The sequence below is a fragment of the Pseudomonas sp. TE31087 genome (assembly GCF_057284075.1).
This window is the reverse complement of sequence record NZ_JBXVNN010000001.1, coordinates 4,792,334-4,813,261: the sequence shown is the minus strand read 5'-3', so window position 1 is coordinate 4,813,261 and position 20,928 is coordinate 4,792,334. Positions and strand designations below refer to the sequence as shown.

Below are 20,928 nucleotides of genomic sequence, written 5' to 3'. Positions count from 1 at the left end.
CCTGTCTCAAGGCATGCACCAAGGCGGGCAACCATGGCCTGACAGGTTCGGTACGTTGCAACAAATGTAGGAGCGGCCTTGCGTCGCGATGCGCCGCGCGGGCGGCGCTCGATCTCATAGGCGCCAGAGAACCCTCGGCGGACACCTCTGAGACACAACGCAATCCCAAGGCGAACACCCCGCACACACAACCCAACCCCAAGACAGGCACCCTCCAGCCCCGACACCTATATAAGCAACCCCCAAAAACAAAAGCGGGGAGACCTACCGGCCTCCCCGCTTCTATATAGCTACACCACCAGGCGATCACTCCGCCTTGAGGCTGACCCGGGCAAACGCCTTCTTGCCCGCCTGGCACACATGGGTCGCACCAACCACAAACATGAAGTCACGGTCGACCACCGCACCATCCACCTTGACCGCACCAGCGCCGAGCAGATCCCGTGCCTGCGCCGAGTTCTTCACCAGGCCAGCCCGGTTCAACACAGCAGCGATCGGCAGATCTTCAGCAGCGGCCACTTCGATCTCCGGCAGATCCTCCGGCAACTCGCCTTCCTTCATGCGGTTGCCCGCGGCACGGTGCGCATTGGCCGCAGCCTCTTCACCATGGAAGCGAGCCACGATCTCCTCGGCCAGCTTGATCTTGATGTCGCGCGGGTTGACGCCGTTCTCGACATCCGCCCGGAACTGATCGATCTCTTCCATCGAACGGAAGCTCAGCAGCTCGAAGTAACGCCACATCAAGGTGTCGGGAATCGACACAAGCTTGCTGTACATCACCCCAGGCGCTTCCTGGATACCGACATAATTGCCCAACGACTTGGACATCTTCTTCACGCCATCCAGCCCTTCGAGCAGCGGCATGGTGACGATGTTCTGCGCCTCTTGACCGTAGGCGCGCTGCAACTCGCGCCCCATCAGCAGGTTGAACTTCTGGTCGGTGCCGCCCAGCTCGACATCGGCCTTCAAGGCGACGGAGTCGTAACCCTGCACCAGCGGATAGAGGAACTCATGGATCGCGATCGGCTGGTTGGTGGTGTAGCGCTTGTCGAAGTCGTCGCGCTCGAGCATGCGCGCCACGGTGTACTGCGAGGCCAGGCGAATGAAATCGGCAGGCGTGAGCTTGTCCATCCAGGTGGAGTTGAACGCCACCTCGGTCTTCGCCGGGTCGAGGATCTTGAACACCTGCTGCTTGTAGGTCTCGGCGTTGTCCAGCACCTGCTCGCGGGTCAGCGGTGGGCGGGTGGCGCTCTTGCCGCTCGGGTCGCCGATCATGCCGGTGAAGTCGCCGATCAGGAAGATGACCTGATGCCCCAGTTCCTGGAACTGGCGCAGCTTGTTGATCAGCACCGTGTGCCCCAGATGCAGGTCGGGCGCGGTTGGGTCGAAGCCCGCCTTGATGCGCAGCGGCTGGCCGCGCTTGAGCTTCTCCACCAGTTCCGATTCGACCAGTACCTCTTCCGCACCGCGCTTGATAAGCGCCAGCTGCTCTTCAACCGACTTCATAGACAGACCCGCAACGCTAGGATTCAAGGGGAGCCAACCATACAAGATCGGCCATCAAATACAAGTTTCGCAAAGGATTGTGACCCGAACGGCGCACCGCAACGTCTACGCGCCCTTGCGTGAGAATGGATTTGGTTATATTTTATACAGTTATTTCATCTTCATCATGTCATTCATCTTTTCCATTTCACCTTTTCAAAGTCACCTTATCTATGACCAACGAAACGCCTAAAGCGCCCCCGCTTTATCCGAAAAGCCATCTGTTGGCCGCAAGCGGCATTGCCGCCCTCCTCAGCCTGGCCTTGCTGGTCTTCCCTTCCAGCGAAGTGGAAGCCAAGAAAACCACCCTCAGCCTGGAGCTCGAAAGCCCGGCAGAACAGCTCAAGGACGAGTCCCGCAGCGCCCCCCTGGTGGAGGCCGGGCAGAGCAGCGACTCGCCATTCGCCCAGATCGACGGCGCCGAGCCCGAGACCGCCAAGGCGGAACCGGCGCCGGCCCCCGCCGCCAAGCCGGAAGAGAAGGCCCCAGGCCACCGTGAAGTAGTGGTCAGCCGCGGCGATACGCTTTCCACCCTGTTCAACAAGGTCGGCCTGCCGGCCAACGCCGTCCATGACGTCCTGGCGAGCAACAAGCAGGCCAAGCAGTTCAGCCAGCTCAAGCACGGCCAGGTGCTGCAGTTCGAACTGGACAAGGACGGCCAGCTGACCAGCCTGCACAGCAAGGTCAGCAACCTCGAGACCATCCGCCTGAACAGGACCGACAAGGGCTTCGCCTTCGAACGCGAGGTCAGCAAGCCGGTGGTCCGTACCGCCTACGCCCACGGCGTGATCAAGAGCTCGCTGTCCGCCTCCGCCCAGCGCGCCGGCCTGTCCCACAGCATGACCATGGACATGGCGCGGATCCTCGGCTACGACATCGACTTCGCCCAGGACATCCGCCCTGGCGACGAATTCGACGTGGTCTACGAGCAGAAGATGATGGACGGCAAGGTGGTCGGCACCGGCAACATCCTGTCCGCCCGCTTCACCAACCGCGGCAAGACCTACACCGCCGTGCGCTACACCAACAAGCAGGGCAACACCAACTACTACACCGCTGACGGCAACAGCCTGCGCAAGGCGTTCATCCGCACCCCGGTGGACTTCGCCCGCATCAGCTCGCGCTTCTCGGCCGGGCGCAAGCACCCGATCCTCAACAAGATCCGTGCGCACAAGGGCGTCGACTACGCCGCGCCACGTGGCACGCCGATCAAGGCCGCCGGCGACGGTCGCATCGAGCTGGCCGGCCGCCGCGGCGGCTACGGCAACACCGTGATCATCGCCCATGGCAATTCGTACAAGACCCTCTACGGCCATATGCAGGGCTTCGCCAAGGGCATCAAGACCGGCTCCAGCGTCAAGCAGGGTCAGATCATCGGCTACATTGGCACCACCGGCTTGTCGACCGGCCCGCACCTGCACTACGAGTTCCAGGTCAACGGTGTCCACGTCGACCCGCTGAGCCAGAAGGTGCCGATGGCCGACCCGATCGCCAAGGCCGAGCGCCAGCGCTTCAACCAGCAGAGCCAGCCCCTGATCGCCCGCATGGATCAGGAAAAGGCCACCCTGCTCGCCGCCAACAAGCGCTGACATGGCGCTCTACCTGGGGGTGATGTCCGGCACCAGCCTTGATGGCCTGGACATCGCCCTGATCGAGCAAGACGAGCAGCTGCGGCTGCTCGCCACCCATTACATCCCCATGCCCGTCGACCTGCGCCAGGACCTGCTCGGCCTCTGCGCCAGCGGCCCCGACGAGATCGCCCGCGCGGCCCTGGCGGAAAACCGCTGGGCCACCCTGGCAGCACAGGGCATCAATCATCTGCTGGCCGCCCAGGGCCTGGCGCCCGACGCCATCCGTGCCATCGGTAGCCACGGCCAGACGGTTCGCCATGAGCCGGCCCGTGGCTTTACCGTGCAGATCGGCAACCCGGCCCTGCTGGCCGAGCTCACCGGTATTTGCGTAGTAGGCGATTTTCGCCGCCGCGACGTGGCAGCTGGCGGCCAGGGTGCGCCCTTGGTACCGGCATTCCACGAATCGTTGTTCGGTCACCTCGGCCAGCGCCTGGCAATCCTGAACGTCGGGGGCTTCAGCAACCTGAGCCTGATCGAGCGCGACCAACCGGTACACGGCTTCGACTGCGGCCCGGGTAACGTGCTGCTGGACGCATGGATCGAACGCAAGCGGGGCCAGGCCTTCGATGCCAATGGCGCCTGGGCGGCCAGCGGCAGCGTCCGCCAGGACCTGCTGAACGCTTTGCTGAGCGACCCGTTCTTCGCCGGCAACGGCCCGAAGAGCACCGGCCGCGAGGTCTTCAACCTGCCCTGGCTGGATGCACACCTGGCGCGCCTGCCGGCCTACCGTGACGAAGATGTCCAGGCCACCCTGCTGGAACTGACGGCGAGCAGCATCATCGACTCGCTGCGCCAGGCCCAGGACGGCACCGAGGCCTTGCTGGTCTGTGGTGGAGGTGCGCGCAACGGCGCATTGATGGCGCGCCTGGCGGCCCTGCTGCCGAGCGCCAAGGTCGCCAGCACCGCGGCACATGGCGTGGACCCCGACTGGGTCGAGGCCATGGCCTTCGCCTGGCTGGCCCATTGCTGCCTGGAGGGCATCCCGGCCAACCGCCCCAGCGTGACCGCCGCCCGCGGCCTGCGCATCCTCGGCGCGATCTACCCCGCCTGACCCCCCAGCATGCAAAACGCCGCGCAATTGCGCGGCGTTTTCACAGCGGGGCGCGGATCAGATCGAGAACGACGAACCGCAACCGCAGGTAGTGGTGGCGTTCGGGTTCTTGATCACGAAGCGCGAACCTTCCAGGCCTTCCTGGTAGTCGACTTCGGCGCCCGCCAGGTACTGGTAGCTCATCGGGTCGACGACCAGCGCAACACCTTCGCGCTCGACGATGGTGTCGTCGTCGGCCACGTCTTCATCAAAGGTGAAACCATACTGGAAGCCCGAGCAGCCGCCGCCGGTCACGAACACACGCAGCTTCAGCCGCTCGTTGCCCTCTTCGCTGACCAGGGTTTTCACCTTGTGCGCAGCCCCTGGAGTGAACTCCAAAGCCGTGGGGGTGAAGGTTTCGACGCTCATGTTGATTCTCCCGGCGCAGTGCCGCCATAAAACTCGATGGCGGGTATTATCCGCTTGTCCGAGAAAATCGGTCAAGAATTGTGCGGCTTTAGTCGCCCCCATGAAAAAGGCCCGCACGAGGCGGGCCTTGGCAACGACGGCCGGCTTACGGCAGCAGCCCGGCGTGGGACAAGCCCATGCGCTCGTCGAGACCGAACAGGATGTTGAGGTTCTGCACCGCCTGGCCCGACGCGCCCTTGACCAGGTTGTCGATCACCGACAGCACCACCACCAGGTCACCGCCCTGAGGCCGGTGCACGGCGATGCGGCAGACGTTGGCACCGCGCACGCTGCGGGTTTCCGGGTGGCTGCCGGCCGGCATGACGTCGACGAACGGTTCGTTGGCGTAGCGTTTCTCGAACAACGCCTGCAGGTCGACCGAGGTATCGGCGACCGTCGCGTACAGGGTGGCATGGATGCCACGGATCATCGGGGTCAGGTGCGGCACGAAAGTCAGGCCGATGTCCTTGCCCGCCGCCTGGCGCAGGCCCTGGCTGATCTCCGGCAGGTGACGGTGGCCCTTGACCGCGTAGGCCTTCATGCTTTCACCGGCCTCGCAGAACAGCGAACCTACCGCAGCGCCGCGGCCGGCACCGCTGACGCCCGACTTGCAGTCGGCGATCAGTCGCGACGGGTCGGCCAGGCCGGCTTCCAGCAGTGGCAGCAAGCCCAGCTGGGTGGCGGTCGGGTAGCAACCCGGCACGGCAATCAGGCGCGCCTGGCGGATCTTCTCGCGGTTCACCTCGGGCAAGCCGTAGACGGCGTCCTTGAGCAGCTCAGGCGCACCATGGGGCTGGCCGTACCACTTGCCCCATTCGGCGGCGTCCTGCAGGCGGAAGTCGGCGGACAGGTCGATGACCTTGGTGCCGGCCGCCAGCAGTTCGCCCGCCAGGGCGTGGGCGACGCCGTGGGGCGTGGCGAAGAACACCACGTCGCAGGCCGCCAGGGTCTTGCTGTCCGGCACGCTGAACGCCAGGCCATCGTAATGGCCGCGCAGGTTCGGGTACATGTCGGCAACCGCCACGCCCGCTTCGGAGCGCGAAGTGATGACCGCCACTTCGGCCTGAGGGTGCTGCGCCAACAGACGCAGCAGTTCGACACCGGTGTAACCCGTGCCGCCGACGATACCGACCTTGATCATGACGCTTGCCCCTTATCAACGAGACCACTGGAAAGCGCACGATAATAGGGGCCAAGGGCGCCTGTAACAACTCTTGGGATGACCCTTCGGGCCCTTGGCCTCTACTATCTGACGACCGTGAAAACCTGAAGGAACTCCCCATGCTCTATCTATGGATCAAGGCGCTGCATATCGTCAGCGTGGTCTGCTGGTTCGCCGGCCTGTTCTACCTGCCACGCCTGTTCGTCTATCACGCCCAGAGCCAGGACAGCATCAGCCTCGAGCGCTTCACCACCATGGAGCGCAAGCTGTACCGGGGCATCATGAACCCGGCGATGATCGCCACCTATGTATTCGGCGGCTGGATGCTGTACCTGAACCCCGGTTGGCTGAGCCAGGGCTGGCTGCACGCCAAGCTCACCCTGGTGGTCCTGCTCACCGTCTACCATCACATGTGCGGCGCCCAGCGCAAACGCTTCGCCGCCGGCACCAACACCCGCAGCCATGTGTACTACCGCTGGTTCAACGAGGCACCGGTGCTGATGCTGCTGGGCGTCGTAATTCTCGTGGTGGTCAAACCGTTCTGACGATATCCACCCGCCTACAGGAGTTTCGCCATGTCCCTGCCCGCCTCGCTCGAACAACGCCTGCGCCTGCCCCTGGTGGCGGCGCCGATGTTCCTGATCTCCAACCCCCGGCTGGTGCTCGCCTGCTGCGCCAATGGCGTGGTGGGCAGCTTCCCGGCCCTGAACCAGCGTGACAGCGCAGGGTTCAAGGCCTGGCTGGAGGAGATCGAGGCCGGACTGGCCGAGCTGCAGGCGCCCGCGCCCTATGCGGTCAACCTGATCGTGCACCCGACCAATCCGCGCCTGCAGGCCGACCTGGCACTGTGCGTCGAACATCGCGTGCCCATCGTCATCACCAGCCTCGGCGCGGTGAAGGAGGTGGTCGACGCGGTGCACAGCTATGGTGGCCTGGTGTTCCATGACGTGACCACCCGTCGCCACGCCGAGAAGGCCGCCGAGGCCGGCGTCGACGGGCTGATCGCCGTGGCCGCCGGCGCCGGCGGGCATGCCGGGACCTGGAGCCCGTTCGCCCTGGTCGCGGAGATCCGCCAGTTCTTCGACAAGACCCTGCTGCTGGCCGGTTGCCTGAACCATGGCCATGAACTGCTGGCTGCGCAATTGCGGGGGCCGACCTCGGCTACATGGGCACCCGCTTCATCGCCACCCGCGAGAGCCAGGCCCAGGACGCCTACAAGCAGATGATCCTGGGTGCCGGGGCCGCCGATATCGTGCATACCCCGGCGGTGTCCGGCATCCCCGCCAGTTTCCTGCGCCAGAGCCTGGAGCAGGCCGGCTACGACCTGGCGGCACTGAAGAGTGGCCATGAAGCCGGCAAGCTCAAACCCCTGGATGAAGAGGCCAAGGCCTGGAAGACCGTCTGGTCGGCCGGCCAGGGGGTCGGTGAGATCCATGACCTGCCCACGGCCGGCGAACTGATCGGGCGCTTGCACAACGAATACCGGACAGCCCTGGAGCGTAGCCAGCAGCTGCACGGCAACGCCTTGTAGCAATTCGGCCACGCTGTAAACTAGGCGCCCCTTTCGCCCCAGGAGCCTTGCATGACCCGTTACGCCATGATCACCGGAGCTTCCAGCGGCCTGGGCCTGGCCCTGGCGGAAGCCCTGGCACGGCGCGGGCGCAACCTGATCCTGGTGGCGCGCCAGCGCGAGACGCTGGAGCCGGTGGCCATCGAGCTCACCCAACGCTTTGGCGTGGAAGTGCTGTTCCGTGCCTGCGACCTCAGCCAGCCTCTACGCCTGTCTGGCTTCGTCCTCGAGCTGGAGGAAGGCGAGCGGCGCATCGACCTGCTGGTGAATTGCGCGGGGCAGCGTACCTATGGGCCGTTCCTGGCCCATGAGTGGGCCGATGAACAGGACCTGCTCGAGGTCAATATCCTTGCCCTGAGCCGCCTGTGCCATGCCATTGGCAACCTGATGGCGATCCAGGGCGGCGGGCAGATCCTCAACGTCGCGGGGCTGGCCGGCGTCGCACCAGGCCCGTGGATGGCTGCCTACGCGGCGAGCAAGGCCTATGTGCTGAGTTTCTCCGAGGCCCTGCGCGAGGAACTGCGACGGACCGGGATCAAGGTCTCGGTGCTGTGCCCGGGGCCGGTGCGCTCGGCCAGGCGCCGCATCCCCCGGCTCGATGGCAACAGCCGCTGCCTGAGCCCCGAGGAAATCGCCCTGTACACCGTCCGCGCCCTGGACCGCAACCGCGCGCTGATCCTGCCCGGCCGGCGCAACCGCTGGCTGGCCTTCGCCCCGCGCCTGCTGCCGCGCTGGCTGACACGCAAGCTGGCCGGGATGATCCATCGCCGCTATTGCCCGATCGGCATGGAATAGCCACTGGGCGAGCGGCGGCGGGCTCAGTACACTCAGCCCCGACACTCACCATGGAGCACGTGCTGTGGACGATTTATTCCTCAGAATCATCAACCGGGAGATCCCGGCGAAGATCATCTACGAAGACGACCAGGTCCTGGCCTTCCACGATATCGCCCCCCAGGCCCCGGTCCATTTCCTGGTCATCCCGAAGAAACACATCCGCACCCTCAACGACCTGACCGAAGAGGACAAAGGCCTGGCCGGCCACATCCTGTTCACCGCCCAGCGCCTGGCCCGGGAACTCGGCTGCGAAGAGGGCTTCCGCGTGGTGATGAACTGCAACGAGCAGGGCGGCCAGACCGTCTACCACATCCACATGCACGTGCTTGGCCAGCGCCAGATGCACTGGCCGCCGGGCTGATCCAAGGCAAGCCTGCCCAGGGGTATTGAGGTAGACTGTCGGGCATCACTTCAGCGGAGGTGCCCGATGGCTACCGAACGTCACTACTCGCCGCTCGACCGCTTGTTGCTGCAGGCCGATACCGCCATGCGCACCTTGCTGCCCTTCAGCGGCCAACCCGCCCGCCCATCCCCGGCAATCATCCAGCCGGACGCCGAACTCGACGAGCAGCAGACCCGCCATATCGCCGGCCTGATGCGCATCAACCACACCGGCGAAGTCTGCGCCCAGGCGCTGTACCAGGGCCAGGCCCTGACCGCCAAGCTGCCCCAGGTGCGCAAGGCCATGGAGCATGCGGCGGAAGAAGAAATCGACCACCTGGCCTGGTGCGAGCAGCGCATTCGCCAGCTCAACAGCCACCCCAGCGTGCTCAACCCTGTGTTCTACGGCCTGTCGTTCGGCATCGGCGCCCTCGCCGGGCTGGTCAGCGACAAGGTCAGCCTCGGCTTCGTCGCCGCCACCGAGCATCAGGTGTGCAAGCACCTGGACGAACACCTGGAGCAGATCCCCGAGCACGACGGCAAGTCCCGCGCCATCCTCGAGCAGATGCGTGTCGACGAGGAGCACCACGCCGAATCCGCGCTGGAAGCCGGCGGGTACCGTTTTCCGGCCCCCGTGCGCTTTGGCATGAGCCTGCTGGCCAAGGTCATGACCAAGAGCACCTACCGAATCTGAGACGCGCACCATGGAACGTTTCGACGCCAGGGACCTGGCACGCGCCGTGAGCGCCGGCGTGCTGCAGCCGGGGCAGGACCAGGCCTTGCTGGCCTTCCTGCGCCAGCAACCGGAAAGCCGCGCCAGCTTCCAGCTGGCCCATGTGGCGTTCTACTTCGGCGCACTGTTGATCATGGGTGCCATGGGCTGGCTGCTCACCGAGGCCTGGATGCGCATAGGCGACGGTGCACTGCTGGCCATCGCCCTGCTCTACATCGCCGGGATCACCCTGTTCGCCCTGTCGCTGCAACGACGCAACCAGCCTGTCGCCGCCGGCGTGCTGGCCGCCGTGGCGGTCAGCATCGTGCCGCTGGCGGTGTTCGCCATCGAGCGCCTGGCAGGCTGGTGGCCACTGGACGACGCCCAGGGCGACTACCACCAGTACTACACCTACGTGCAGGGTGGCTGGTTGGCAATGGAGGCGGCGACGGTACTGGCCGGGCTGCTGATGCTTCGCCTGATTCCCTTCCCTTTCATCGTCATGCCGATCGCGGTGGCCCTGTGGTTCATGTCCATGGACCTGAGCGAGTGGTTCCATGGCGACCTGTTCAGCTGGGAGCAACGGCGCACGGTCTCGCTGTGGTTCGGCCTGGGCCTGCTGCTGGTATTCCTGGTGATCGACGGACGCACCCGCCGGGACTATGCCTTCTGGGGCTATCTCGCCGGCCTGGCGGCGTTCTGGGGCGGGCTGACGCTGATGGACAGCGGCAGCGAGTGGGGCAAGGCGCTGTACTGCCTGATCAACCTGGGGCTGATGGGCCTGGCCGTCCTGCTGCGCCGCCCCGTGTTCATGGTGTTCGGGGCAATGGGGGTGGCGGCCTATCTGGGCTATCTGTCCTACGAGGTGTTCGCCGATTCCCTGCTGTTCCCGGTCATACTGACCTTGATCGGCCTCGGCGTGATCGGTCTCGGCGTGCTGTACCAGAAGCGACGTGAGGCATTGAGCGAGCAGCTTCGGGCACAGCTACCCGAACGCCTGTTGCAACTGCTGCCGGCATTGCGTCGCTGAACATGGGACGATCGCTCATCCGGCTGCTGCAGAGCCTTGGCCTGATCCCGGTCGCCTATCTGTTCGTTTGCCTGATGGTCGCCAGTGTCGGGCAAAGCACTTTCAGCCTGGAACTGCCGACGCTTACCGACCCTGACAGCAACAGCAGCGCCGAGCTGATGCTCGGCACACTGCCCGCGCAGCTGCTGTTCCTGCTGCCCAGCGTGTTTTTAGCCAGCCGCCAACTGCTGGTCGGCACGTTCGTGCTCGCTGGCACTTTGGCTGCGTGGTTGCAGTGCCAGGTGTTTGCCGAACACTTCGGCACCACGTGGAGCAGCAGCGAAATCCTCATCCTGCTCGGGGTGAATACGCCCTGGCTGGTGCTTGCGCTGATCCCGGGGCTCGCGTTGCTGCTAGGTGTCGAACACCTGCACAAGCAAAGCGCCTGACCGGCAGGCGCTGCCTTCGATCAACCGAGTTCGACGATTTCGTAACCGTGCGTGATCTCGACGCCCGCGCGATCCAGCATGATCGAGGCCGAGCAGTACTTCTCTGCCGACAACTCGACCGCACGCTTGACCTGCGCTTCCTTCAAGCCGCGGCCCTTGACCACGAAGTTGAGGTGGATCTTGGTGAACACCTTCGGGTCTTCACTGGCGCGTTCGGCTTCCAGGAAGGCCTCGCAGCTTTCCACGGCCTGGCGCGACTTCTTGAGGATGCTGACCACGTCGAAACTGCTGCAGCCACCCAGGCCGAGCAGGAGCATCTCCATCGGGCGCACGCCCAGGTTGCGACCTCCGGCTTCGGGTGGGCCATCCATGACCACGACATGGCCGCTCCCCGACTCGCCGAGGAACATCGCTTCACCGGCCCACTGGATGCGTGCCTTCATCTATCCGGACTCCCGATTTCGTAAAAGGGTGTCAGCTTAGACCTTGCGAGGCTGTCGGAAAAGCTCAAGCCGCGTCGCTTTTGTGCCGATTCAGGTTGAAGTGTCTGATAAGCTGGCGCCAAATGACTGGCGCGTGCTGCCAGGCGCCTCTATAAAAAGCCAATGCGTCGCATCGAACAGGATTTCGTGATGGTCTCCTCAGCCCTGCCACCCAAGATCAAGAACATCGACAAGCTGCTGGCCCACTGCCAGCGCCGTCGCTACGCCGCCAAGAGCAACATCATCTGTGCCGGCGACCGGGCCGAGACCTTGTCGTTCATCATCAAGGGCTCGGTGACCATCCTGATCGAGGACGACGACGGCCACGAAATGATCATCGCCTACCTCAACAGTGGCGATTTCTTCGGTGAGCTGGGGCTGTTCGAGCCGGCAGGCCAGGAACATCAACGCAGCGCCTGGGTGCGTGCCAAGACCGAGTGCGAAGTGGCCGAGATCGGCTACGACAAATTCCGTGAGCTGGTACGCCTGGAGCCGGAAATCCTCTATGCCCTGGGCAGCCAGATGGCCCAGCGCCTGCGCAACACCACCCGCAAGGTCGGCGACCTGGCGTTTTTCGATGTCACCGGCCGAGTTGCCCGCTGCCTGCTCGACCTGTGCAAGCAACCCGACGCCATGACCCACCCCGACGGCATGCAGATCAAGATCACCCGCCAGGAGATCGGTCGTATCGTCGGTTGTTCACGGGAGATGGTCGGCCGCGTCCTCAAGGACCTCGAGGAGCGCAGCCTGGTGCAGGTCAAGGGCAAGACCATGGTGGTCTACGGCACCCGTTAATCCTGTGGCAGCTCCGCCAACACTTGCTCATAGGCCTGGCTCAAGCGCTCGAACCAAGGGGCGGTAGGCGCCACCTCGTGCAGGGCGATATGGCTGTCGGCGCGGCAGCGCTGGTCCAGCTCGCAGCACTCATTGAAGCGGTTGACCGCCGCGACCATCGATTCGCGTTCGTTGTCCAGCAACAGCGCGCCATGCACCAACACCACCGGGCGCTTGCCCCCCATCCCCTGGCGCCAGCGCTGGGCCGTGCCGACCAGCTTGCGGCCATTGAGGTTGACGTTGTAGCGGCCATCGCAGAAGGCGCCGTCGATCTCCCCCACCGAAGCGACACCGCCCCATTCGCGCAGGACATCGCACAGCGGCAGGCACAGACGCTCGTAGGCATTCTCAATGCGGCCGTGGTCACCCTCGCTGCGCGGTGCCACATAGACCAGTGCCACGTTGACCGTCGCATGGGATTGCGGCACGGGCTCGCCACCGGTTTCGCGCAGCAGCACCGGCCAGCCGGCGATGGCCAGCTCGGCGCAGGCGGCCTCGAAGTTGTCCAGGCGGCTCATGCGCCGGGGCATGACCAGGGCATGGTCGGTCGGGCGCCAGAACAGCACGCCGGATTCGCGCTCGCCGCGGCAGACGGCGGCCAGCAGGTCCTGTTCGGCGTGCAGGCCTTGTTCGACGGTGAGGGCAAGGGGTTGATCGGTCATTGATCCACCATTGATGTTGGATTCTATGGCCTCTTCGCGGGTAAACCCGCTCCCACAGGTGCTGCACACTCCTTGAGAGCGACAGAAGTCCTGTGGGAGCGGGTTTACCCGCGAAAGGGCCGGGGCAGGCCTACAAAAAAGCCGGCGTAACGCCGGCTTCGTTTAAATCAGTCCAGTTGCTGAACAGTCTTCTTCACCTGTTCGGGGAAGAACAGCCGCTGCAGCTCCAACCCTGGCTGCTCGGCGCGCATGAACGCCTCGCCGACCAGGAACGAATACACCTCGTTGATTTCCATCAGCTCGACATCGGCACGGTTGAGGATGCCGCTCTCGGTGATGGCCAGGCGATCGCGGGGGATGCGTGGCAGCAGGTCGAGGGTAGTCTCCAGGCTGACTTCGAAGGTATGCAGGTTGCGGTTGTTGACCCCGACCAACGGGGTGTCGAGGGTCTTCAACGCACGTTCCAGCTCATCACCGTCATGCACTTCGACCAACACGTCGAGGCCGACGTCCTTGGCGGTGGCGGCCAGCTCGGCCATCTTCACGTCGTCCAGCGCCGAGACGATCAGCAGCACGCAGTCGGCGCCCAGCGCACGGGCTTCGACGATCTGGTACGGATCGACCATGAAGTCCTTGCGGATCACCGGCAGCGAAACGGCGGCGCGCGCCTGCTGCAGGTAGACGTCGGCACCCTGGAAGTAGTCCACGTCGGTCAGCACCGACAGGCAGGTCGCCCCGCCTTTCTCGTAGCTGACGGCAATCTCCGCCGGTACGAAGTTTTCGCGGATCACGCCCTTGCTTGGCGAGGCCTTCTTGATTTCGGCGATCACCGCAGGCTGCTTGCGCGCAGCCTGCTCGATCAATGCCCTGGCAAAGCCACGGGGCGCATCGGCCGCCTTGGCCAGGCGCTCGAGTTCAGCCAGGCTGACCCGCGCGCTGCGCTCGGCCACTTCCTGGAATTTGCGGGCGATGATCCTTTCCAGCACCGTCGGTACGCTCATGCTTCGTTCTCCACCTTGAATACCGCGGTAAAGGCGCCCAGCTCCTGCAGTTTCTCCCAGGCCAGCCCGGTGTGCAGCACATCGTGGGCCAGCTCGACACCCTGGGCCAGGGTCATCGCGTGGTCGGCGGCATACAGCGCCGCGCCAGCGTTGAGCACGATCATCTCGGCGGCCTTCTGGCCGTTCTCGGTCTTGCGCCGGCCCAGGGCGTCACGGATCAGCTCCAGCGATGCCTGCGGCCCCTCGACCGCCAGGCCATGCAGGCTCTGGCTCTTCATGCCGAGGTCTTCCGGCTCGACCCAGTACTCGGTGATCTGGTCATTCTTCAGTTCGGCGACGAAGGTCGGCGCGGCCAGGCTGAACTCGTCCAGACCGTCCTTCGAGTGCACCACCAGCACATGCTTGCTGCCCAGGCGCTGTAGCACCTCGGCCAACGGGCGGCACAGGGCCTGGGTGAAGACCCCGACCACCTGGTGTTTCACACCGGCCGGATTCGTAAGCGGGCCGAGCATGTTGAACAGGGTGCGCAGGCCCAGGTCGCGACGCGGGCCGGCGGCGTGCTTCATGGCACTGTGATGGGTCTGGGCGAACATGAAACCGATGCCGAGGCTATCGATGCAGCGGGCGACCTGGACCGGGGTCAGGTTCAGGTAGATACCGGCGGCTTCCAGCAGATCGGCGCTGCCGCTCTTGCCGGAAACCGCACGGTTGCCATGCTTGGCCACGGTGCAACCAGCTGCAGCCAGCACAAAGGCCGAAGCAGTCGACACGTTGAAGATGTTGGCGCCATCACCGCCGGTGCCGACGATGTCGACCACGCCGTCGAGGGTCTTCAGCTCGACCTTGTCGGCCAGCTCACGCATCACCGACACCGCGCCGACGATCTCGTCGATGCTTTCGCTCTTCATGCGCATGCCCATGAGGAAGGCGCCGATCTGCGCCTCGCTGCACTGGCCGGTCATGATCTGGCGCATGACGTCGCGCATTTCCTCGGTGGACAAATCCAGGTGGCCGACGATACGGCTCAAAGCGGTCTTGATATCCATGATCGGTCCTTAACGGCGTCCGCCGGTCTGCTTGAGGAAATTGGCGAACAGCTCGTGGCCCTGCTCGGTGAGGATGGATTCGGGATGGAACTGTACCCCTTCGACGTTCAGGGTTTTATGACGCAGGCCCATGATTTCGTCGACGGCACCATCTTCGTGGGCGGTCCAGGCGGTCACTTCCAGGCAATCGGGCAAGGTTTCGCGCTTGACCACCAGCGAGTGGTAGCGGGTCACGGTGAGCGGGTTGTTCAGGCCGGCGAACACGCCCAGGTCACGGTGCAGCACCGGGCTGGTCTTGCCGTGCATCACCTGGCGGGCGCGTACCACGTCGCCGCCGAAGGCCTGGCCGATGGACTGGTGGCCCAGGCAGACGCCCAGGATCGGCAGCTTGCCGGCGAAGTGCAGGATGGCCTCGATGGAGACCCCGGCTTCGCTCGGCGTGCACGGGCCCGGGGAGACGACGATGCGCTCGGGGTTCAGGGCTTCGATCTGGGCGATGGTCATTTCGTCATTGCGAATGACCTTGACCTCGGCACCCAGCTCGCCAAGGTACTGCACGACGTTGTAGGTGAAGGAGTCGTAGTTGTCGATCATCAGTAACATCTGCAACGAACCTCTTGAATACTGACTTTTGATTCGAGCCTTCCGCTGCCGCTCATGAATGCGGCCGATCCCGCACGGGGCGGTTGACGGAACAAGTGGGGAAGGCAAACGGGGACGGGCCGGGCGAACCGGCAGGAGAAAAAGTCAGGCGCGCCAACGCCAACGGGCGACGGCCTTGATAACGCGCATCAAGAGTTTGCTGACGATCAACACAGGGTAGGTCTCGTTCATACGTTCCGGGACAGTAACCTACCGGGGCGGCGGGTGCAATATGCCCCTAAACACTGGAAAAACATTGCCATGCTGGGCAAAGACCGGCGATTTGCTATGTTCATGCGGCTTGCCTTAATAAAAACAACGAAAAGGATATTCATGCATGCGCAAGACCCCATTCCTGCACGTCACCCTCGGCATGCTCGCCCTCACCTGCAGCCAGGCCATCATGGCCGCGCCCTCCCCCTACGCATCACTCATCGTCTTCGGTGACAGCCTCAGCGACGCCGGGCAGTTCCCCGACCTGACCGGCGGCACGCCAGGCATGCGCTTCACCAACCGCGATGCCAATGGCAACTACGCGCCGGTGTCGCCGATGATCCTGGGTGGCAGGCTGGGCTTTTCCGGCACAAGCCTGGGGCCCTCGACGTCGCTGACCAACCAGCTGCAAGGCACCCCGGACGGCAACAATTGGGCCGTGGGCGGCTACACCACGCAGCAGATCCTCGACTCGATCACCGACACCTCGCAAGCCGTCATCCCACCCGGTCGACCCGGCGCCGGCACGGTTCTGCGCGAGCGTGACGGTTACCTGGCCAACGGCCTGCGGGCCGATCCCAATGCCCTGTACTACCTGACCGGTGGCGGCAACGACTTCCTCCAGGGCCTGGTCAACAGCCCCGCCGACGCGGCCGCCGCCGGTGCCCGCCTGGCGGCCAGTGCGCAGGCGCTGCAACAGGGCGGCGCGCGCTACATCATGGTCTGGCTGCTGCCGGACCTGGGGCAGACACCGAACTTCAGCGGCACGCCCCAGCAAGGGCCGCTGTCGCAACTGTCCGGCGTGTTCAACCAGTCGCTGGTCAACCGGCTCGGGCAGATCGACGCCGAGATCATCCCGCTCAATGTCCCAGTACTGCTACGCGAGGCCCTGGCCAGCCCCGCCCAGTTCGGCCTGGCCGCCGACCAGAACCTGGTCGGCACCTGCTACAGCGGCGACGGCTGCGTGGGCAACCCGGTCTACGGGGCGAACGGCACGACGCCGGACCCGACCCGGCTGCTGTTCAACGACTCGGTGCACCCGACCATCGCCGGTCAGCAACTGATTGCCGACTACGCCTATTCGATCCTCGCCGCGCCCTGGGAACTGACCCTGCTGCCGGAAATCGCCCACGCCAGTATCCGCGCCCACCAGGATGAACTGCGCAACCAGTGGCAGACGCCCTGGCAGGCGGTCGGTCAATGGCAGGCGTTCGTCGCCACCGGCGGCCAGGACCTGGATTTCGGCAGCCAGCGCAGCGCCGCCAGTGGCGACGGGCGCGGCTACAACCTGACCCTCGGCGGCAGCTATCGGCTGGATGACGCCTGGCGCGTGGGGCTGGCAGCGGGCGTGTACCGGCAAAAGCTCGAGGCCGGCCAGGAGGATTCCGACTACAAGCTCGACAGCTACCTTGCCAGTGCCTTCGCCCAGTTCCGCCAGGATCGCTGGTGGGCCGACGCGGCGCTGACCGCCGGGCACCTGGACTATCGCGACCTCAAACGCACCTTCGCCTTGGGGGTGAATGACCGCAGCGAGAAAGGCGATTCCAATGGCGAAGCCTGGGCCGTCACCGGCCGGGTGGGCTACAACCTGGCGGCCGAGAGCAGCCGCTGGCAACTGGCACCGTTCATCAGCGCCGACTATGCGCGGGTCAAGGTCGATGGGTATGACGAGAAAAGCGGCCGCTCCACGGCGCTCGGCTTCGACGATCAGGAGCGCACATCGCGCCGGCTGGGGGCCGGCCTGCTGGGGAGCGTGCAGCTCCTGCCGACGACCAGGCTGTTTGCCGAGGTGGCCCACGAGCACGAGTTCGAGGACGATCAGCAGGACCTGCGCCTGCACCTGACCAGCCTGCCGGCGAACGACTTCACCCTGACCGGGTATACGCCGCACAGCAACCTGACCCGCGCCAGCCTGGGGCTGACCCATGAACTGGTGCCGGGGGTGAACCTGCGGGGGAACTATAACTGGCGCAAGAGTGATGAGTTGACCCAGCAAGGGGTGAGCCTGGGGGTCAGCGTCGACTTCTAGCTCTTTGGGGCCGCTCTGCGGCCCATTCGCGGCTAAAGCCGCTCCTACAGGTACTACGCCAACCTGTGAGAGCGGCTTTAGCCGCGAATGGGCTGCAAAGCAGCCCCAATCGATCTACTTGACGGAGGTCTGCTCGGCCAGCGCCACCGCGCGGAACATCGCCCGGCGCTTGTTGATGGTTTCTTCCCACTCCAGCGCCGGCACCGAGTCGGCGACGATGCCGCCACCGGCCTGCACATGCAGTTCGCCGTCCTTGATCACCGCGGTGCGGATGGCGATGGCGGTGTCCATGTTGCCGTTCCAGGCAAAGTAGCCCACCGCGCCACCGTAGACGCCGCGCTTGACCGGCTCCAGCTCGTCGATGATCTCCATGGCACGGATCTTCGGCGCACCGGAGAGGGTGCCGGCCGGCAGGATCGCCCGCAGCGCGTCCATGGCCGTCAGCCCGTCACGCAGTTGGCCGGTGACGTTGGACACGATATGCATGACGTTCGAGTACCGCTCGATCACCATTTTCTCGGTCAGGCGCACGCTGCCGGTGGCCGACACCCGGCCCACGTCATTGCGGCCCAGGTCGATGAGCATCAGGTGCTCGGCGATTTCCTTGTCGTCCGACAGCAGGTCGTCTTCCAGCGCCCGGTCGGCTTCTTCGGTGGTCCCGCGTGGGCGGGTACCGGCGATCGGGCGCACGGTGACCAGGTTGTCCTCGACCCGCACCAGCACTTCCGGCGAACTGCCGACCACATGGAAGTCGCCGAAATTGAAGAAGTACATGTACGGCGTCGGGTTGAAGCAGCGCAGCGCCCGGTACAGGTCGATGGGCGCGGCCTTGAAGTCGATGGACATGCGCTGGGACGGCACCACCTGCATGCAGTCACCGGCCAGGATGTATTCCTTGATGCGGCCCACGGCGTTTTCGTAGTCGGCTTGTGTGTAGCTGGAGCGGAATGCCGGCTCGGCGGCCATCGGCCCGCTCAGGTCCAGGCCACGACGCGGAGTGATCGGCTGGCGCAGGGTGTCCAGAAGCCCCTGCAGGCGAGCCTGGCCTTGCTCGAAGGCCTGCGCCTCGGCCGGGTCGACCAGCACGATGGCGTGCATCTTGCCCGCCAGGTTGTCGAACACCACCACGGCATCGGAGACCATCAGCAGGATATCCGGCACCCCCAGCGGATCCGGATTGGGGCTGGCGCCCAGGCGTTTTTCCACGTAACGCACGCAGTCATAGCCGAAATAGCCCACCAGGCCGCCGTTGAAACGCGGCAAGCCGGGAATGTCGGCGACCTTGTAGCGGTCCTTGAACGTCTCGACGAAGGCCAGCGGATCCTCGACGTCGTGGCTTTCCACCTCGACGCCATCCTGCAGGATGCTGACGTGGTAGCCGTGCACACGCAGCACGGTGCGCGACGGCAGGCCGATCATCGAATAGCGGCCCCATTTTTCGCCGCCCTGCACGGACTCGAGCAGGTAGGAGTTGGGCTGGTCGGCCAGCTTCAGGTAGATCGACAGCGGCGTGTCGAAGTCGGCCAGGGTTTCGCAGGCCAGGGGAATACGGTTGTAGCCGGCAGCGGCCAGGCGCAGGAATTCTTCGCGGGTCATGTGTAGCCTCGGGGCAAGCAGCAATGGGGGCGGGCAAATGGATATACCGGCAGGCGCCGGTGGGCAGGAGTCAGGCGCGCCAGCGCCAGCGGGCCAGGGCCTTGATGACTTTCATCCAGAATTTGCCGGTAACCACCACGTTGTTGTCTCTGCTTTGCGGGGCTTGAAGGTCCGCCAACGTTATCCCAGTGTCGGTGACTAAGCAACCGGGCAACAGCAGGCGCAGGTCGTCGATGACCAGGCTGGGTGACTCGTCGCCGATCGGCCGGCCATGGTTGTAGCCGTAGCTCAGGCCAACGCACTTGACGCCGGCGGCCTTGGCGGCCAGCACGTCGCTGCGCGAATCGCCGACGAACAGCGATTGTTCGGCACTGACGCCGGCCATTTTCATGACGAACAACAGCGCCGCCGGGTCGGGTTTCTTCTGTGGCAGGGTGTCACCGCCGATGATCCAGCGGAAATAGCGGCCGATCTTCATCTGGTCGAGCAAGGGGGCGACGAAGCGTTCAGGCTTGTTGGTGATCAGCGCCATCTCCACGCCCTGCTTGCGCAGCCAGCGCAGGGTATCGCGTACACCGGGGTAGACCACGGTGAGTTCATGGTTGTCGGCATAGGCTTCCATGAACAGCGCCAGCGCGCGTTCGGCCAGCTCGTCGTCCACCGCGGTGTGATCGATATCGCCGGCCAGGGCCCGGCGCACCAGCACCTGGGCGCCGTTGCCGACCCAGTGGCGCACGGCCTCCAGGCCTGCGGGCGGTCGCCCGAGTTCGAGCAGCGTGCGGTCGACAGCTGCGGCCAGGTCGGGTACCGAATCGATCAGGGTGCCATCCAGATCGAACATCACCAGCCTGGGCAGTGTCCCCGGGAACAGCTGCTCGAAACCGCTCATGCGCGTGCCAGCGCCATTTCGGCACGCATCTTGTCGATGACTTCCTTGTAGTCCGGGGCGTTGAAGATCGCCGAGCCGGCCACGAAGGTGTCAGCGCCGGCGGCGGTGATCTCGCGGATATTGCCCACGTTGACGCCGCCGTCGATCTCCAGGCGGATGTCACGGCCACTGGCGTCGATCAGCGCGCGGGCTTCGCGCAGCTTGTCGAGGGTGCCGGGGATGAACTTCTGCCCGCCGAAGCCTGGGTTGACGCTCATCAGCAGGACCATGTCGACCTTATCCATCACGTACTTCAGCGCATCCAGGCCGGTGGCCGGGTTGAACACCAGGCCGGCCTTGCAGCCGCCGTCGCGGATCAGTTGCAGCGAGCGGTCGATGTGCTGGGAGGCTTCCGGGTGGAAGGTGATGTAGGTGGCGCCGGCCTCGATGAAGTCGCCGATGATGCGGTCGACCGGGCTGACCATCAGGTGCACGTCGATCGGCGCGGTCACGCCGTACTTGCGCAGGGCGCTGCAGACCATCGGGCCGATGGTCAGGTTGGGCACGTAGTGGTTGTCCATGACATCGAAGTGGACGATGTCGGCCCCGGCGGCCAGGACCTTGTCGACGTCCTCGCCCAGGCGGGCGAAATCGGCGGACAGAATGGAGGGGGCAATAGCGAAGGGCTGCATGGCGCACCTGTTGGGCAGAATCACGGTGGCGCGCATTGTAACTCAGGGAAGCGGATGAGGGCTGATTGG

General features: G+C 64.9%; 21 protein-coding genes and 1 pseudogene. 11 read left to right on the top strand and 11 right to left on the bottom strand.

Translation table 11 applies throughout. The features are described 5' to 3' along the window. Positions 1-306: 306 nt before the first annotated feature. Positions 307-1,506 (bottom strand): tyrosine--tRNA ligase, encoded by a 1,200-nt coding sequence (tyrS, locus tag ACZ899_RS21665; RefSeq protein ID WP_234561378.1) that lies wholly within the window; start codon positions 1,504-1,506, stop codon positions 307-309. 212 nt (positions 1,507-1,718) lie between these two features. Here tyrS and ACZ899_RS21660 point away from each other — a divergent pair, with 212 nt between their 5' ends. Both ACZ899_RS21660 and ACZ899_RS21655 read left to right on the top strand, forming a co-directional pair. Then, on the top strand, positions 1,719-3,134 hold the full coding sequence (locus ACZ899_RS21660) for a peptidoglycan DD-metalloendopeptidase family protein (RefSeq protein ID WP_198742877.1): 1,416 nt from the start codon (positions 1,719-1,721) through the stop codon (positions 3,132-3,134). Between the two features lies 1 nt (position 3,135). Then, positions 3,136-4,227, top strand: coding sequence for an anhydro-N-acetylmuramic acid kinase (locus ACZ899_RS21655; protein WP_203649980.1), 1,092 nt, complete (start codon positions 3,136-3,138; stop codon positions 4,225-4,227). Positions 4,228-4,284: 57 nt separating this feature from the next. Here ACZ899_RS21655 and erpA read toward each other — a convergent pair whose 3' ends face one another. Both erpA and argC read right to left on the bottom strand, forming a co-directional pair. Beyond that, entirely contained in the window at positions 4,285-4,635 is a 351-nt protein-coding gene (erpA, locus tag ACZ899_RS21650) for an iron-sulfur cluster insertion protein ErpA (protein ID WP_050703544.1), read from the bottom strand. A gap of 145 nt (positions 4,636-4,780) precedes the next feature. Next, a complete protein-coding gene (argC, locus tag ACZ899_RS21645; RefSeq protein ID WP_186731668.1) occupies positions 4,781-5,815 on the bottom strand; it encodes an N-acetyl-gamma-glutamyl-phosphate reductase in 1,035 nt (344 codons plus the stop codon). A 140-nt stretch (positions 5,816-5,955) separates the two neighbouring features. Between argC and hemJ the strand changes: the two genes are divergently transcribed. From hemJ to ACZ899_RS21610, 7 genes and pseudogenes are all read left to right on the top strand, one after another. Beyond that, entirely contained in the window at positions 5,956-6,381 is a 426-nt protein-coding gene (hemJ, locus tag ACZ899_RS21640; protein ID WP_203649978.1) for a protoporphyrinogen oxidase HemJ, read from the top strand. A 30-nt stretch (positions 6,382-6,411) separates the two neighbouring features. Next, positions 6,412-7,367, top strand: a pseudogene (locus ACZ899_RS21635) (NAD(P)H-dependent flavin oxidoreductase). 51 nt (positions 7,368-7,418) lie between these two features. Continuing rightward, the gene (locus ACZ899_RS21630; RefSeq protein ID WP_110734638.1) at positions 7,419-8,201 is read left to right on the top strand and encodes an SDR family NAD(P)-dependent oxidoreductase; all 783 of its coding nucleotides are present in this window, start codon (positions 7,419-7,421) and stop codon (positions 8,199-8,201) included. Between the two features lie 64 nt (positions 8,202-8,265). After that, positions 8,266-8,604: a histidine triad nucleotide-binding protein gene (locus tag ACZ899_RS21625; RefSeq protein WP_110734636.1), complete on the top strand. Its 339-nt coding sequence runs from the start codon at positions 8,266-8,268 to the stop codon at positions 8,602-8,604. A gap of 66 nt (positions 8,605-8,670) precedes the next feature. Then, positions 8,671-9,318 (top strand): 2-polyprenyl-3-methyl-6-methoxy-1,4-benzoquinone monooxygenase, encoded by a 648-nt coding sequence (gene coq7 / locus ACZ899_RS21620; protein WP_198742874.1) that lies wholly within the window; start codon positions 8,671-8,673, stop codon positions 9,316-9,318. Between the two features lie 10 nt (positions 9,319-9,328). Further along, positions 9,329-10,366 (top strand): DUF2157 domain-containing protein, encoded by a 1,038-nt coding sequence (locus ACZ899_RS21615; protein WP_234561379.1) that lies wholly within the window; start codon positions 9,329-9,331, stop codon positions 10,364-10,366. Positions 10,367-10,368: 2 nt separating this feature from the next. Further along, a complete protein-coding gene (locus ACZ899_RS21610) occupies positions 10,369-10,794 on the top strand; it encodes a hypothetical protein (protein ID WP_234561380.1) in 426 nt (141 codons plus the stop codon). Between the two features lie 20 nt (positions 10,795-10,814). Here ACZ899_RS21610 and ACZ899_RS21605 read toward each other — a convergent pair whose 3' ends face one another. Beyond that, a complete protein-coding gene (locus tag ACZ899_RS21605; protein WP_028689009.1) occupies positions 10,815-11,237 on the bottom strand; it encodes an OsmC family protein in 423 nt (140 codons plus the stop codon). 189 nt (positions 11,238-11,426) lie between these two features. On the opposite strand from ACZ899_RS21605, the gene crp reads away from it, so the two are divergent. Beyond that, entirely contained in the window at positions 11,427-12,071 is a 645-nt protein-coding gene (gene crp / locus ACZ899_RS21600) for a cAMP-activated global transcriptional regulator CRP (RefSeq protein ID WP_050703538.1), read from the top strand. Here crp and ACZ899_RS21595 read toward each other — a convergent pair. From ACZ899_RS21595 to ACZ899_RS21580, 4 genes are all read right to left on the bottom strand, one after another. Beyond that, on the bottom strand, positions 12,068-12,772 hold the full coding sequence (locus ACZ899_RS21595; RefSeq protein ID WP_232855090.1) for a lipoate--protein ligase family protein: 705 nt from the start codon (positions 12,770-12,772) through the stop codon (positions 12,068-12,070). The two genes, crp and ACZ899_RS21595, sit on opposite strands and share 4 nt — an antisense overlap. A gap of 167 nt (positions 12,773-12,939) precedes the next feature. Further along, positions 12,940-13,773 (bottom strand): indole-3-glycerol phosphate synthase TrpC, encoded by an 834-nt coding sequence (gene trpC, locus ACZ899_RS21590; RefSeq protein ID WP_234561381.1) that lies wholly within the window; start codon positions 13,771-13,773, stop codon positions 12,940-12,942. Then, positions 13,770-14,819, bottom strand: a complete 1,050-nt coding sequence (gene trpD, locus ACZ899_RS21585; RefSeq protein ID WP_186731674.1) for an anthranilate phosphoribosyltransferase — start codon at positions 14,817-14,819, stop codon at positions 13,770-13,772. The genes trpC and trpD overlap by 4 nt, the downstream gene beginning before the upstream one ends. Positions 14,820-14,828: 9 nt before the next feature. Then, complete coding sequence (locus ACZ899_RS21580; protein ID WP_186712698.1) at positions 14,829-15,422, bottom strand: aminodeoxychorismate/anthranilate synthase component II; 594 nt, start codon at positions 15,420-15,422, stop codon at positions 14,829-14,831. A 376-nt stretch (positions 15,423-15,798) separates the two neighbouring features. Here ACZ899_RS21580 and estP point away from each other — a divergent pair, with 376 nt between their 5' ends. Next, positions 15,799-17,703, top strand: coding sequence for an esterase EstP (gene estP / locus ACZ899_RS21575; RefSeq protein ID WP_234561382.1), 1,905 nt, complete (start codon positions 15,799-15,801; stop codon positions 17,701-17,703). A gap of 114 nt (positions 17,704-17,817) precedes the next feature. Here estP and trpE read toward each other — a convergent pair whose 3' ends face one another. The 3 genes from trpE to rpe form a co-directional block, all read right to left on the bottom strand. Next, the gene (trpE, locus tag ACZ899_RS21570) at positions 17,818-19,299 is read right to left on the bottom strand and encodes an anthranilate synthase component I (RefSeq protein ID WP_232855086.1); all 1,482 of its coding nucleotides are present in this window, start codon (positions 19,297-19,299) and stop codon (positions 17,818-17,820) included. Between the two features lie 70 nt (positions 19,300-19,369). Beyond that, on the bottom strand, positions 19,370-20,188 hold the full coding sequence (locus ACZ899_RS21565; protein ID WP_203649947.1) for a phosphoglycolate phosphatase: 819 nt from the start codon (positions 20,186-20,188) through the stop codon (positions 19,370-19,372). Next, positions 20,185-20,859, bottom strand: coding sequence for a ribulose-phosphate 3-epimerase (gene rpe / locus ACZ899_RS21560; RefSeq protein ID WP_203649945.1), 675 nt, complete (start codon positions 20,857-20,859; stop codon positions 20,185-20,187). The genes ACZ899_RS21565 and rpe overlap by 4 nt, the downstream gene beginning before the upstream one ends. Between the last annotated feature and the right edge of the window lie 69 nt (positions 20,860-20,928).